The following is an 11,881-nucleotide window of genomic DNA, read 5'->3' as shown; positions in this document are numbered from 1 at the left end:
AGACTAGTGGGGTGACTGGTGGGGTGGTGTGCGGCCGCTCGGCGCGAGCCGATACCCTGTGAGGGTCTGCGCCGCAGTAGCGCGCGCAGTCGTGGCTTTCCGACCGCATCCGGTCGGTATCCAATTCATACCGAAAGGAGTGCCTGACGTGGCTGCCGTCTGCGACGTCTGTGGCAAGGGGCCAGGCTTCGGCAAGTCGGTCTCGCACTCCCACCGGCGCACGAGCCGCCGGTGGAACCCGAACATCCAGACCGTGCACGCGAAGATCGGTCAGTCCCAGCGCAAGCGGCTGAACGTGTGCACCTCCTGCCTCAAGGCGGGTAAGGTCACCCGCGGCTGAGCCGGGACACACGAAACGCCGGAAACCGGGCCTCACGGGGCCCGGTTTCCACATGTTCGGACACGTCTGCCCGCGCGTCTCGACCTCGAGGTCAGGGCAGCTTCCAGTCGATGGGCTGCGCGCCCTGCTGTTCCAGCAGCTGGTTGGCCCGGCTGAACGGCTTCGACCCGAAGAAGCCCGACCGCGCCGAGAGCGGGCTGGGATGCGCCGACTCGATGCACGGCACCGTCCCGAGCAGCGGCCGCAGGTTGCGCGCGTTGCGCCCCCACAGGATGGCCACGAGCGGACCGCCGCGCGCGGCCAGCGCGCGGATCGCCTGCTCGGTGACCTCCTCCCAGCCCTTGCCCTGGTGCGAGTTCGGCCTGCCCGGCTCGACGGTCAGTGCCCTGTTGAGCAGCAGCACGCCGTTCTCCGTCCACGGCGAGAGGTCACCGTTGGCGGGCGGCGGGTGGCCCAGGTCGTCGCAGTACTCGGTGTAGATGTTCACCAGGCTCTTCGGCAGCGGCCGCACGTCCGGCGCCACCGAGAAGCACAGCCCGATCGGGTGGCCGGGCGTCGGATAGGGGTCCTGCCCGACGATCAGCACCCGGACGTCGGCGAACGGCTGCTGGAACGCCCGCAGCACGTGGTTTCCGGCCGGCAGGTACTTCCGGCCCGCGGCGATCTCCGCACGGAGGAAGTCCCCCATCGCGGCGATGCGGTCGGCGACGGGCGCGAGTGCCTCCGCCCAGCCCGCCTCGACTACTTCTGGCAACGGTCGTGCGCTCAACTGTTCGCTCCGCAAGCTCCGCTCACGCCGGGGACCCTAGCGCGTCGCCTACGAAAGGCGGCGCAGCCCCGCCCGGTATTTCGCGATACGCGCCACGTAGTTCTCCACGATGCCCGACACCATCTCCTCGGGCACCTCGTAGCCCTCGCGCAGCCGGGCCGGCACGCCCAGCGCCATCCGCCGCGCGGGCAGGTGGCCGTTGAACGACATCACCGCGCCCGCGCCGAGCACCGCGCCGTCCTCGACGACGGACCCGTTCAGCAGCACCGAACCCGAGGCGATCAGGCACCGCGAGCCGACGACCGCGCCCTCGATGTGCGCGTTGTGCCCGACCGCGGAGTCCGGGCCGATCCGGGTCGGGTGGTAGTCCGTGCAGTGCACGACCGTGCCGTCCTGGATGTTCGTCCGCTCCCCGATCACGATCTCGCCGGAGTCCCCGCGCAGCACGGCCTGCGGCCACACCGACACGTGCGCGGCCAGGTGCACGTTGCCGATCACCGTGGCGTCGGGGTGCACCCAGGCGTCCGGGTGGATGGTCGGTTCGTGCTCGCCTAGCGCGTAGATGGGCAACTCTGCTCCTCCAGGATCTTGCCGAGGTGGACGGCCGACGGCTCGTTCGCGTAGTAGCCGAACTTCGCCACCTCGACGTAGCCGGCCGAGGTGTACAGGCCGATCGCCTCCGGCTGCTTCGTGCCCGTCTCCAGCACCATGCGCGGGTGGCCCGCCTCGGACGCGGTGCGCTCCAGCTCGGCCAGGACCGCACGGGCCACGCCGCGCCCGCGCGCCACCGGGGCGACGTACATGCGCTTCAGCTCCGCCTCGGGACCGTCCATGCCGACATGCACGCGCCAGCCGCCGCACGCGACGGCCCTACCGTCGAGGTAGGCGACGACGAACAAGCCGTGCGGCGGGGCGAACTCGGCCGGGTCGACCGGCGTCAGGTCCACCTCTCCGTAGCGGACGACGTACTCCTGCTGTACCTCGGCGATGAGCGGCGCGGCGTCGGGATGGTCGTAGGAAAGGATCTCGATGCGCACCCGGCGATTCTCACCCACGCCAGTGCTGCCACCCGGTGCCGCCCTCGTACGGCTTGCCGTCCACGGTCACCGCGCTGCCCCTGGTCACCGTGCCGATCGTGGTCCAGCCCTGCGGAACCGCCTTCGGGTCGGGGAACGTCGCGGCGAGCGCGTGATCCTCGCCACCGGTGAGCACCCAGTGCCGCGGGTCGGCGCCGAGCGCGGACGCCACGTCGACGAGCCGCTGCGGCACCTCGACGAGGTCGGTGCGCACGTCGATGGCCACATTGGACTCCGCGACGATGTGCCCGAGGTCGGCGAGCAGCCCGTCGGACACGTCGATCATCGCGGTCGCCCCGGCGATCGCCGCCTGCGGACCGGCCGCGTACGGCGGATCCGGCACGCGGTACGCGCCGACGACCGTCACCGGCGAGCGGAACCCGCGGCCCAGCACGGCGAGCCCGGCCGCGGCCCAGCCGAGCCGGCCCGCGATCGCGACGACGTCGCCGGGCATCGCGCCGGCACGCGTGACGGGCGGCCGATCCTGGAGATCGCCCAGCGCGGTGACAGAGATCACGATCTGGTCCGCGCTCACCACGTCGCCACCGACGAGGCCGGCACCCGCGCGGACGGCTTCCTTCCACATCCCGGCCGCGAGTCCCTCGGCCACCGCGCTGTCCGTCGACTTGGGGCAGGCAAGCCCGACGAGGAGTGCGGTGGGCGCCGCGCCCATCGCCGCGATGTCGACCATGTTGACCGCGATCGCCTTCTGGCCAACGTGTTCCGGCGTCGACCAGTCGAGCCGGAAGTGCACGCCCTCGACGAGCACGTCGGTGCTCGCGACCACGCGACCGTCCGCGGCGGCCACCACCGCCGCGTCGTCGCCGGGACCCAGCAGCGTCGTCGGCGGCTGGGTCCGGCCGGCCGTCACGCGTGCGATCAGCCCGAACTCACCCACGTCCGCGACGGTCTCCGGCGGGCCGTGCGACGACATGCCACGCTCACCGTTCATGGCCACCTCCGACAGTCGGATCCCCAAACGATCGGGAACTGCGGTACCTTTTGCTGCTCACGTTCCTACCTCTTGAGGGCTGCTCGACACGAAGGGGCGCGCCGTGGTTCACGCATACATCCTGATCCAGACCGAGGTCGGCCAGGCGGCCGCGGTCGCCGCCAAGATCTCGGAGATCGACGGGGTGACCACCGCCGAGGATGTCACGGGCCCCTACGACGTGATCGTGCGCGCCGAGGCCGAGAACGTCGACCTGCTGGGACAGCTCGTGGTCGCCCGAATCCAGAACGTGGACGGGATCACCAGAACCCTCACCTGCCCGGTGGTGCACCTCTGACGCATGCTCTAGTTGGGGGGTGGCCGACGATCAGCTCTCCCCGACCGCCGTCCGCATCGCCGTGGCGCTCGTGGCGCTGCTCGCGGTCGGCGTGGTGGTCGCGGGTCTCGTGTTGACCTCCGGCGACGAACCTGTCACGAATCCCTCGACGACAGCTGCTCCGCGCACCGGCCCCGTCGCGGTGGTCGGCGTCGACGCCCCCGACGCCCGCTCCGCCGACTGCGCGAGCCTGATGAAAGCGCTACCGAACACGTTGCCGGACAGCGGAAAGACGCTCCACCGGCTGGCGATCGCCAAACCCGCCCCGCCCGCGGCCGCGGTGTGGGGCGGCGATCGCGGCGAACCGGTGGTGCTGCGCTGCGGCCTCCCCCGGCCCGACGAGCTGACGCCGACGTCGGCGCTGCGCGACATCTCCGGCGTCCAGTGGCTCCCGATCGAGGGCGCGGGCGCGACGACGTGGGTCGTCGTGGACCGTGCCGTGTACGTCGCGCTCACCGTGCCGGCCGGCTCGGGCACCGGCCCACTGCAGGACGTCTCGGCTGCCGTGGGCGGCGCGCTGCCCGCCAGACCCGTGCGCGTCCGAGGCTAGCGCCGGAGTCAGCGCAGGCCGGTGCCTCGCGCGATCGCCGTGTCGACGAGGGTGGACAGCAGCGTCGGGTAGTCGACGCCCGTGATTGCCCACATCTTCGGGTACGCCGAGGTCGGGGTGAAGCCCGGCATCGTGTTGAGCTCGTTGATGACGAGCGAGCCGTCCGCGCGCACGAAGAAGTCGACACGGGCCAGGCCCTGGCAGTCCAGCGCGTGGAACGCCTGCACGGCCATCGCGCGCAGCCGGTCGGTCACGTCGTCGTCCAGCTTGGCCGGGATGTCGAGCTCGGCCACCTCGTCGAGGTACTTCGTCTCGAAGTCGTACCAGTCCGGGCCGTCCGCGCTGATGCGGATCTCCGCCGGCAGCGACGCCTCCACGCGGCCGTCCGGGAACTCCAGCACGCCGCACTCGACCTCGCGGCCCACGACCGCGGACTCGACGAGCACCTTGGGGTCGATCGCCCGCGCGGTCGCGACCGCACCGTCCAGTTCGGACCAGTCGGTGATCTTCGTGATGCCCGTGGAGGATCCGGCCCGCGCCGGCTTGACGAACGCCGGCAGGCCGAGCCGCGCACGCTGCGCCTCGGTCAGCGTGGCCGCGCCGCGGGGCAGCACCTCGTACCGGCAGATCGGCAGGCCCTCGGCGGCGAGCAGCTTCTTGGTGAACTCCTTGTCCATCACCACCGCGCTCGACAGCACGCCCGCGCCCGCGTAGGGCAGGCCGACCATCTCGAGCAGGCCCTGGATCGTGCCGTCCTCGCCGTAGGCGCCGTGCAGCACCGGGAACACGACGTCCACCTTGGACAGCACCTCGCCCTCGCGGCCGCGCTCGAGCACGACGAGGTTCGCCGCCGACGGGTCCGCGGGCAGGGTCAGCGCGGTGCCGGAGGAGATCGTCGGCATCGTCCGACCCTCGATGGCGAGCGTCGTGGGGTCGGCGGGGCCGAGGACCCAGGAGCCCTGTGGGGTGATGCCGACCGGCAGGACCTCGAAGCGTTCCGGGTCGAGGTTCGCGAGCACGCTCGCCGCCGAGACGCACGACACCGAGTGCTCACTGCTCTGCCCACCGAACACGACTGCCACGCGGATGCGGTCTTGGCTGGCCATGGCGCCCGACCCTACCCCCAGGTGCTCAGCCACCCGTCCGCGCCAGTTCGACCAGGACCGGCAGCGCGCCGCGCAGCTCCTCGCGGGAACACGCGGCGTAGCCGAGCGCGATGCCGAACCACCGCGCGCGGCCGACGTGATGCCTGGCCAGGCCGTCGAGCAGCAGCCCGCGGTCCAGCGCGCGGCGGACGAGCTCACGCTCCGCGTCCGCCGACCCGACCGGCACGACCACGTGCGCGCCCGCCTCGTCGCCCAGTACCCGCACGCCGCCCCGCACCAGCGCGTCGACCACGAGCGAGCGGCGCTCGGACAGCTCGCGGCGCAGCCGGCGCAGGTGGCGGCCCAGGTCCCCGTTGCGGGCGAACTCCACGACGACCAGCTGACCGGCGGGTGCCGGGCCGCTGCCGGTGCGGTCGCGGTGCGCGAGGATCGCGGCGACGACCGCGGGCGGGGCGACCATCCAGCCGACGCCCAGCGTCGGCGTGAGGATCTTCGACGTCGTGCCCAGATGGACGACCACGTCCGGGGCGAGCGCCGCGAGCAGCGGCAGCGGCGCCACGTCGTAGCGCAGCTCGCCGTCGTAGTCGTCCTCGATCACGAGCCAGCCCCGCTCCCGCGCACGTTCCACGAGCGCCACCCGCCGGGCCGCGGACATCCGCCCGCCGAGCGGGTACTGGTGGGCGGGCGAGCAGTAGACGGCCTTCGCGCTCGCCGGCACCGAGTCGAGCAGCAGGCCGTCCGCGTCCACCGGGGCGGGCACCACCCGCAGCCCGGCGGCACGCAGCGAGCCGACCGCGCGCTGGTAGCCCGGCTCCTCGACGGCCACCACGTCCCCGGGATGCAGCACGGCACCCGCGAGCTCGGCCGCCGCGGTCGAGGTGCCGGACGTGGCGAGGACCGCCTCGTGACCGTCCTGTCCGGACAGCGTGCCGACCCGCAAACCCCGGTGGCGCAACAGATGCTCGGCCACCGTGGCGCGGTAGCTGGCCAGCCCGGCGCGGTTGGGCCGGACCATCGGCGCCACGTGTGCGGCCGCCCGCCACGCCCGCCGCCACGCCGCGGTGTCGATGCCACCCGCCCACGGCGAGCCCGGCGTGAGGTCGAGCGCGGAGTCCGCGGCGGTGTCCCGGCGGACGGGCTTCGGGTCGGTGCGCAGCGAGCCCGGCGGTTCGGTCGTCACGTACGTGCCCGACCCGTGCCGGCCGGCGATCCAGCCCTCGGCGTGTAGCTGCTCGTACGCCGCAGCGGTGACCGTGCGGCTCACCTCGAGCTCGGTGGCCAGCGCGCGGGTGGACGGCAGCCGGTCGCCGCTGCGCAGGCGGCCGTCACCGGCCGCCGCGCGGAGCTGCTCGGCCAGCTGCACGGCGAGCGGCGTGGCCGACGAGCGGTCGAGCGTCACCGGCAGCGCGGGTGTCTCCGCCATGAAAAGTGGCCTTCCGGAATCGGCAAGTCGTGGCCCTTCCAGGATGCCACTCCCCCGGCCAGTCTGGACGGGTGACCCAGCAGACGCTCTCGCCCACGCCACGCAGCACGATCCGCCGCGGCAAGGACCGCGCGCGGACCGACCGCGCCGAGCTGTACGCCGTCCTCGACGCCGGCCTGATCTGCCAGCTCGCGTTCGTCGCCGGCGGGTCGCCGATCGTCGTCCCCACCGGCTACGGCCGTGACGGCGACACGCTGTACGTGCACGGCTCGACCGGCGCGGCGAGCCTGCGCACGGCCGCCGCCGGCGCGGAGGTCTGCGTGAACGTCACGCTGCTCGACGGCATCGTGTACAGCCGGGCCGTGTTCCACCACTCCGTGAACTACCGCTCCGCCACGGTCCACGGCGTCGCGCGCCAGCTCACCGAGCGCGCGGAGAAGCTCGCCGCGCTCGCCGTGATCACCGACCACCTGGCGCCCGGCTCCTGGGAGTACGCAAGGGAGCCGACGAAACTGGAGCTCGCGAAGACGGCCGTGCTGGCGCTGGACCTCGGCGAGGCCGCGGTCAAGATCCGATCCGGACCGCCCGGCGAGGACCCCGACGACCTCGTGCCGGCGCGCAACGGGTCCGCGTGGGCCGGTGTCCTGCCGCTGCGCCGGACGTGGGGCGAGCCGGTGGCCTGCCCCGAGCTGCCCGACGGCGTGGCCGTGCCGGCGCACGTGACCGGGCGCGCGGACCCGTACCGCTAGGAGGCCCGCGGCAGCGGCTCGAGCTGGCGCATCGTCCGCGCCGCCCGGTACACGTGGATGCTCACCGCCGGGTCCGGGCCCGCGTTGCGGACCTCGTGCTCGTAGCCCGGGCCGAACACGCGGGACTGCCCGACGCCGACCCGGTGCGTGACGCCCCGGTTGACCACGTACTCGGTCAGCTCGCCGGAGACGATCGTGAACGCGCCGCTCGCGTGGCCGTGGTCGTGCAGGTCCGTGGACTGGCCGGGCAGCCAGCTCATCAGCCACACCTCCTGGTCCGGCGTGCGTTGCACGAGCACGGTGTAGCGCTGATCGGGGTCGTAGCGGAGCAGGTGGCCCCAGCGGTCGCGGTCGCGCGCGTACTCGTGGGCGATCAGGGCCGGGTGGACGGTCGGGGCGGTGGCGGCGGACGCGATCGTGTTCTCGGGCACGGCGAACATGGGAGGAGAACCCTTCTGGGCGAGGTGTCGGCGGGTCAGCGGCTCGGATCAGCGAGCCGGACACAGCGCGCTGGCGACCCGGCGGAGGTGGAGGTAGCCCCGCCGGCTGTTGCGCACGTTGGTCGACACGAGATCAGGAAACAGGTCGCGCGAGGCGGGGTCAAATCGGCCCACTTCGTGGGACGCTGTGACCCCAATCCGGCGAAACGTCGGCTCCGAATGCCCGTAGATGCCGGGACGAGGAGCGAGGGTGAGCATGGTCGAACGGGTTCGGCGGGTGCGCGAGGACCAGGCGGCTGGGCCGGACACGGCCGAGCTCATGCGACGCGTGGCCCGCGGCGACGAAGCGGCGTTCGAACAGATCTACGACCTGCTGATCGGACCGGTCTACGGGGCGGTCCGGCGGATCGTGCGGGACCCGGCGCAGTCGGAGGAGGTGGCGCAGGAGGTGATGGTCGAGCTGTGGCGCACCGCCGCGCGCTACTCCCCCGAGCGCGGCAGCGTGCTGACGTTCGCGATGACGCTCGCCCACCGGCGGGCGGTCGACCGGGTGCGCTCGGCGCAGGCGGCCGCCGACCGGGAGGACCACGTCGGCAGGCGCGAGGCGAGCCGGCCGTTCGACGAGGTGGCCGAGCAGGTCACCGCGCGCTTCGAGCAGGAGCAGGTGCGCCGCTGCCTGCAGACGCTCACCGAGCTGCAGCGGGAGTCGGTGGTGCTCGCCTACTACGGCGGCCGGACGTACAAAGAGGTGGGAGAGCTGCTCGAGACCCCGCTCGGGACGATCAAGACGCGGCTCCGGGACGGGCTGATACGCCTGCGGGACTGCCTGGGGGTGGTCGGATGAACCCCAACATGAACGCCGACGTGCACGCGCTGACGGGCGCCTACGTGCTGGACGCGGTGTCGCCCGACGAGCGCATGGTGTTCGAGCGGCACCTCGGCGACTGCGACGCCTGCCGCCAGGAGGTCACCGAGCTGCGCGAGACCGCGAGCCGGCTCGGCGCCGCCGTGGCCGAGCCGCCCCCGCCGCGGCTGAAGGCCTCGGTCATGGCCCAGATCCGCGACACCCGCCAGCTGCCGCCGGAGGCACCCGTCGTGCCGCTGCGCCGGGACCGCTCGCCGTGGGCGCTGCGGCTGTCGGCGGCGGCCGCCGTGGTGCTGCTGGTGGTGTCCGGCGTGCTCGGCGTGCTGCTGGTCCAGGCACGGCAGTCGGACGAGCCCACCGACGCGCAGGCCGCGGCGATCGCGGAGATCGTCCGGGCCGGCGACGCGCGGGTCGTGAACCAGGCCGACGCGGACACCGGCCGGATGACCGCGCTGATGTCGAGGTCGGCGGACAAGATGCTGCTGCTCACCGGCGATCTGAAGGCCGCCCCGAGCGGCCACGACTACCAGGCGTGGACGATCGGGTCGAAGATCGAGTCCGCGGGGCTGATCCAGCCGGACGACGGCAAGGCCGCCCTCGAGGTGAGCGGCATCGACGCGGCCCAGGCGGTCGGCATCACGATCGAGCCCGCCGGCGGGTCGGACCAGCCGACGAGCGACCCGATCCTGACGTTCGAGGTGACCTGACGGCTCAGCGCTCCGGTTTGGTCTTGCGGCCGATGAGCTCACCCGCCATCTCGCGCGGGTCGAACCCGTCGTGGCACACGCGGTGCACGACCTCGGTGATCGGCATCTCGACGCCGTGGCGCAGGGCCAGCTCGCGGATCGCCGAGCAGGACTTCACGCCCTCGGCGACCTGACCGTGCGCCGCGGCCAGGGCCTGCTGCACGGTCTCGCCGCGGCCGAGCCGCTCGCCGAACGTGCGGTTGCGCGACAGCGGCGACGAGCACGTGGCCACCAGGTCGCCGAGGCCGGCCAGCCCGGCGAACGTCATCGGGTCCGCACCCAGCGCCACGCCGAGCCGGGACGTCTCCGCGAGCCCGCGGGTGATCAGCGTCGCGAGCGTGTTGTCGCCGAAGCCGAGCCCGCCGGCCATCCCGCAGGACAGGGCGATCACGTTCTTGCACGCCCCGCCGAGCTCGCAGCCGACGACGTCGGTGATCGTGTACGGCCGGAAGTAGCCGGTGGTGCACGCCTGCTGCACCGCGATCGCGCGCTCGTGGTCGGTGCACGCGATGACCGACGCGGTCGGCTGCCCGGCGGCGATCTCCTTGGCCAGGTTCGGCCCGGACACGACCGCGACCTGGCTCTCCGGCACGCCGAGCACCTCGACGACGACCTCGCTCATCCGCCGCAGCGAGCCGAGCTCGACGCCCTTCGCGAGGCTGATGAGCGTCGCCGTGGGGTCGATGAGGCTGCGCCACGCGGTGAGGTTGTGCCGCAGGCTCTGGCTCGGCAGCGCGAGCACGACCGCGTCGGCCCCGTCGAGCGCGACCCGGGGGTCCGAAGTGGACCGCAGGTTCTCCGGCAGCGGGACGTCCGGCAGGTAGTCCGGGTTGACCCGGTCGCCGGCGATCGCCTCGGCGACCTCGCGCCTGCGTGCCCACAGGGTGACCTCGCGGCCCGCGTCGGCGAGCACCTTCGCGAACGTGGTGCCCCACGAACCGGCGCCGAAGACCGCGATCGGCCCGATGTCAGGCATCCTCGGGTTTGCCCTCCTTGCGTGCCTTGCGGGGCACGAAGAACTCCGCCGGCGCGGGCTCGTCGCGGATCTGCGCGAGCTGGGCGCGCACCCGGGTCATGAGCAGGTCGGTGATCTCGCGCAGCAGGTCGTTGCTCACCGGCCGGTCGCGGTAGGCGGACAGGTCCACCGGCTCGGACACGTTGATGTAGACCTTCTTGCGCGGGAAGGGCCGGAACTTCTTGGTGTAGCCGTTGAGGATGAAGTTGGTCCCCCACCGGGCCGCGGTCACGACGGGCACGTCGTGCTCGAGGCAGTGCAGGGCGAGCCGCGCGACGCCGGTCCGCGAGTGCATCGGCCAGCCGTCCGGGTCCTTGGTGATCGTCCCCTCCGGGTAGATCACCACGAACTTGCCGTCCTGCAGCGCCTCCTTCGCGGCGACGAGGCTGTCGCCCGCGCTCGCGCTCGCCCGGTACACCGGGATGCTGCCGGCGCGGGAGATGAGGTGCTTGAACACCGGCGCGCGGAACAGGCTCTCCTTCGCGAGGAACCGCGGCACCCGGCCGTTGCGGTGCACGAACACGGCGTCCACCGGGGGGTCGAGGTGGGAGATGTGGTTCATCACGAGCAGCACGCCGCCGCGCCGGCGGATGTTCTCCGCCCCGGTCGGCGTGGTCTTACCGACCCCGGCCAGCGGGTAGAAGATGCACGCGGTCACCCACACCCAGAACCCGGTCTTCTCCAGTCGAGCCGGCACCTGCTCCTCCTCAGTCAAAGTTGCCCGTGAGTATGCCCGCCCGGCGGCGCGGCCTCCGTACGTCCTGCACGATGGGGGGCGTGGATCACGTAGCCGATCTCGCCGCCGATCTCGCCGCCGATCTCGCCGCGGATCTTGCCGTGGACCTCGCCGTGGACCTGGTGGTGCCGATCAAACGCCTGGACCGGGCGAAGTCGCGGCTGCGTGGCGCGGTCGCCGCACCACACGCCGACGTGGTGCTCGCACTTCTGGTCGACACGGTGACCGCGGCCGCGAGCGCCGCGGGCGTGCGGCGCGTGCTGGTGGTCTGCGAGGACACCCGGGTGCCACCGGCGCTGCGGGGCACCGGTGTGGAGTGCGTGGACGAGCGCGGGCTGCCCGGGCTCAACGCGGCGCTGTCGTTCGGGGCGCGCGTGCTGCGCGAGCGCGACCGGCGCGGCGTCGTGGGCGCGTTGCAGGCCGACCTGCCCGCGCTGCGCCCCGCCGACCTGGCCGCGGCGATCGCGCTCGCCGGTGGCCGGCGGGCGTTCTGCGCGGATCGTCCCGGTACGGGCACGACACTGTTGCTCTCCGCCGCCGGCGGGTCACTCGAACCACGCTTCGGGCCCGGTTCGGCCGCCGCGCATGCGGCGAGCGGGGCGCTCGCGATCGGCGCCGAACTGGACTCGCTCCGCTGTGACGTGGACACGGCCCGCGATCTCGGAATCGCCGCCGCGCTGGGTCTCGGCGCGAGAACCAGGGCTCTTGCCGGCCGGAAGCCGACGTTCACCTGACCGT

Annotated in this window: 16 protein-coding genes; 7 read left to right on the top strand and 9 right to left on the bottom strand. The window is 73.0% G+C overall.

Going from position 1 to position 11,881, the window contains the following annotated elements:
• Positions 1–148: 148 nt before the first annotated feature.
• A complete protein-coding gene (rpmB, locus tag VH969_RS18715) occupies positions 149–340 on the top strand; it encodes a 50S ribosomal protein L28 (RefSeq protein ID WP_331975892.1) in 192 nt (63 codons plus the stop codon).
• A gap of 91 nt (positions 341–431) precedes the next feature.
• On the opposite strand, the gene VH969_RS18710 is transcribed toward rpmB, so the two are convergent.
• The 4 genes from VH969_RS18710 to VH969_RS18695 are packed head-to-tail and all read right to left on the bottom strand — an operon-like array spanning position 432 to position 3,119.
• Positions 432–1,109 (bottom strand): uracil-DNA glycosylase, encoded by a 678-nt coding sequence (locus VH969_RS18710; RefSeq protein ID WP_331975890.1) that lies wholly within the window; start codon positions 1,107–1,109, stop codon positions 432–434.
• Positions 1,110–1,157: 48 nt separating this feature from the next.
• Entirely contained in the window at positions 1,158–1,679 is a 522-nt protein-coding gene (locus VH969_RS18705; protein WP_331975888.1) for a gamma carbonic anhydrase family protein, read from the bottom strand.
• The gene (locus VH969_RS18700) at positions 1,661–2,146 is read right to left on the bottom strand and encodes a GNAT family N-acetyltransferase (protein ID WP_331975886.1); all 486 of its coding nucleotides are present in this window, start codon (positions 2,144–2,146) and stop codon (positions 1,661–1,663) included. Before VH969_RS18700 ends, VH969_RS18705 begins: the two co-directional genes overlap by 19 nt.
• A gap of 10 nt (positions 2,147–2,156) precedes the next feature.
• Positions 2,157–3,119, bottom strand: a complete 963-nt coding sequence (locus VH969_RS18695; protein WP_414638561.1) for a thiamine-phosphate kinase — start codon at positions 3,117–3,119, stop codon at positions 2,157–2,159.
• Positions 3,120–3,240: 121 nt separating this feature from the next.
• Between VH969_RS18695 and VH969_RS18690 the strand changes: the two genes are divergently transcribed.
• Positions 3,241–3,474, top strand: coding sequence for an Lrp/AsnC ligand binding domain-containing protein (locus VH969_RS18690; protein WP_331975882.1), 234 nt, complete (start codon positions 3,241–3,243; stop codon positions 3,472–3,474).
• Positions 3,475–3,493: 19 nt separating this feature from the next.
• Positions 3,494–4,063, top strand: a complete 570-nt coding sequence (locus VH969_RS18685) for a DUF3515 domain-containing protein (protein WP_331975880.1) — start codon at positions 3,494–3,496, stop codon at positions 4,061–4,063.
• Positions 4,064–4,071: 8 nt separating this feature from the next.
• Here VH969_RS18685 and VH969_RS18680 read toward each other — a convergent pair whose 3' ends face one another.
• Both VH969_RS18680 and pdxR read right to left on the bottom strand, forming a co-directional pair.
• Positions 4,072–5,169: a D-alanine--D-alanine ligase family protein gene (locus tag VH969_RS18680; protein WP_331975878.1), complete on the bottom strand. Its 1,098-nt coding sequence runs from the start codon at positions 5,167–5,169 to the stop codon at positions 4,072–4,074.
• A gap of 25 nt (positions 5,170–5,194) precedes the next feature.
• Entirely contained in the window at positions 5,195–6,592 is a 1,398-nt protein-coding gene (gene pdxR / locus VH969_RS18675; RefSeq protein ID WP_331975876.1) for a MocR-like pyridoxine biosynthesis transcription factor PdxR, read from the bottom strand.
• 71 nt (positions 6,593–6,663) lie between these two features.
• On the opposite strand from pdxR, the gene VH969_RS18670 reads away from it, so the two are divergent.
• Entirely contained in the window at positions 6,664–7,341 is a 678-nt protein-coding gene (locus VH969_RS18670; RefSeq protein WP_331975874.1) for a pyridoxamine 5'-phosphate oxidase family protein, read from the top strand.
• Here VH969_RS18670 and VH969_RS18665 read toward each other — a convergent pair.
• A complete protein-coding gene (locus VH969_RS18665) occupies positions 7,338–7,781 on the bottom strand; it encodes a cysteine dioxygenase (protein WP_331975872.1) in 444 nt (147 codons plus the stop codon). The two genes, VH969_RS18670 and VH969_RS18665, sit on opposite strands and share 4 nt — an antisense overlap.
• Positions 7,782–8,037: 256 nt before the next feature.
• Here VH969_RS18665 and VH969_RS18660 point away from each other — a divergent pair, with 256 nt between their 5' ends.
• Positions 8,038–8,625: an ECF RNA polymerase sigma factor SigK gene (locus VH969_RS18660; RefSeq protein ID WP_331975870.1), complete on the top strand. Its 588-nt coding sequence runs from the start codon at positions 8,038–8,040 to the stop codon at positions 8,623–8,625.
• Complete coding sequence (locus tag VH969_RS18655; protein ID WP_331975868.1) at positions 8,622–9,353, top strand: anti-sigma factor; 732 nt, start codon at positions 8,622–8,624, stop codon at positions 9,351–9,353. Before VH969_RS18660 ends, VH969_RS18655 begins: the two co-directional genes overlap by 4 nt.
• A 4-nt stretch (positions 9,354–9,357) precedes the next feature.
• Here the strand turns inward: VH969_RS18655 and VH969_RS18650 are convergent, their stop codons facing one another.
• The gene (locus VH969_RS18650) at positions 9,358–10,368 is read right to left on the bottom strand and encodes an NAD(P)H-dependent glycerol-3-phosphate dehydrogenase (RefSeq protein ID WP_331975866.1); all 1,011 of its coding nucleotides are present in this window, start codon (positions 10,366–10,368) and stop codon (positions 9,358–9,360) included.
• Positions 10,361–11,104, bottom strand: coding sequence for a lysophospholipid acyltransferase family protein (locus tag VH969_RS18645; protein WP_331975864.1), 744 nt, complete (start codon positions 11,102–11,104; stop codon positions 10,361–10,363). Before VH969_RS18645 ends, VH969_RS18650 begins: the two co-directional genes overlap by 8 nt.
• A 152-nt stretch (positions 11,105–11,256) precedes the next feature.
• Here VH969_RS18645 and cofC point away from each other — a divergent pair, with 152 nt between their 5' ends.
• A complete protein-coding gene (gene cofC, locus VH969_RS18640) occupies positions 11,257–11,877 on the top strand; it encodes a 2-phospho-L-lactate guanylyltransferase (RefSeq protein WP_331975916.1) in 621 nt (206 codons plus the stop codon).
• Positions 11,878–11,881 lie beyond the last annotated feature (4 nt).

The sequence above is a fragment of the Actinophytocola sp. genome (genome assembly GCF_036555685.1).
In the GTDB taxonomy this organism is placed as follows: domain Bacteria; phylum Actinomycetota; class Actinomycetes; order Mycobacteriales; family Pseudonocardiaceae; genus Actinophytocola.
Note: the sequence above shows the minus strand (reverse complement) of the source record. Positions and strands in the feature narration are given on the sequence as shown.

Coding starts and splice junctions, on each gene's coding strand:
- VH969_RS18695 (WP_414638561.1), bottom strand. CDS start 3,119: ATGTCGTCGCACGGCCCGCCGGAGACCGTCGCGGACGTGGGTGAGTTC.
- VH969_RS18680 (WP_331975878.1), bottom strand. CDS start 5,169: ATGGCCAGCCAAGACCGCATCCGCGTGGCAGTCGTGTTCGGTGGGCAG.
- pdxR (WP_331975876.1), bottom strand. CDS start 6,592: ATGGCGGAGACACCCGCGCTGCCGGTGACGCTCGACCGCTCGTCGGCC.
- VH969_RS18665 (WP_331975872.1), bottom strand. CDS start 7,781: ATGTTCGCCGTGCCCGAGAACACGATCGCGTCCGCCGCCACCGCCCCG.
- VH969_RS18660 (WP_331975870.1), top strand. CDS start 8,038: ATGGTCGAACGGGTTCGGCGGGTGCGCGAGGACCAGGCGGCTGGGCCG.
- VH969_RS18655 (WP_331975868.1), top strand. CDS start 8,622: ATGAACCCCAACATGAACGCCGACGTGCACGCGCTGACGGGCGCCTAC.
- VH969_RS18650 (WP_331975866.1), bottom strand. CDS start 10,368: ATGCCTGACATCGGGCCGATCGCGGTCTTCGGCGCCGGTTCGTGGGGC.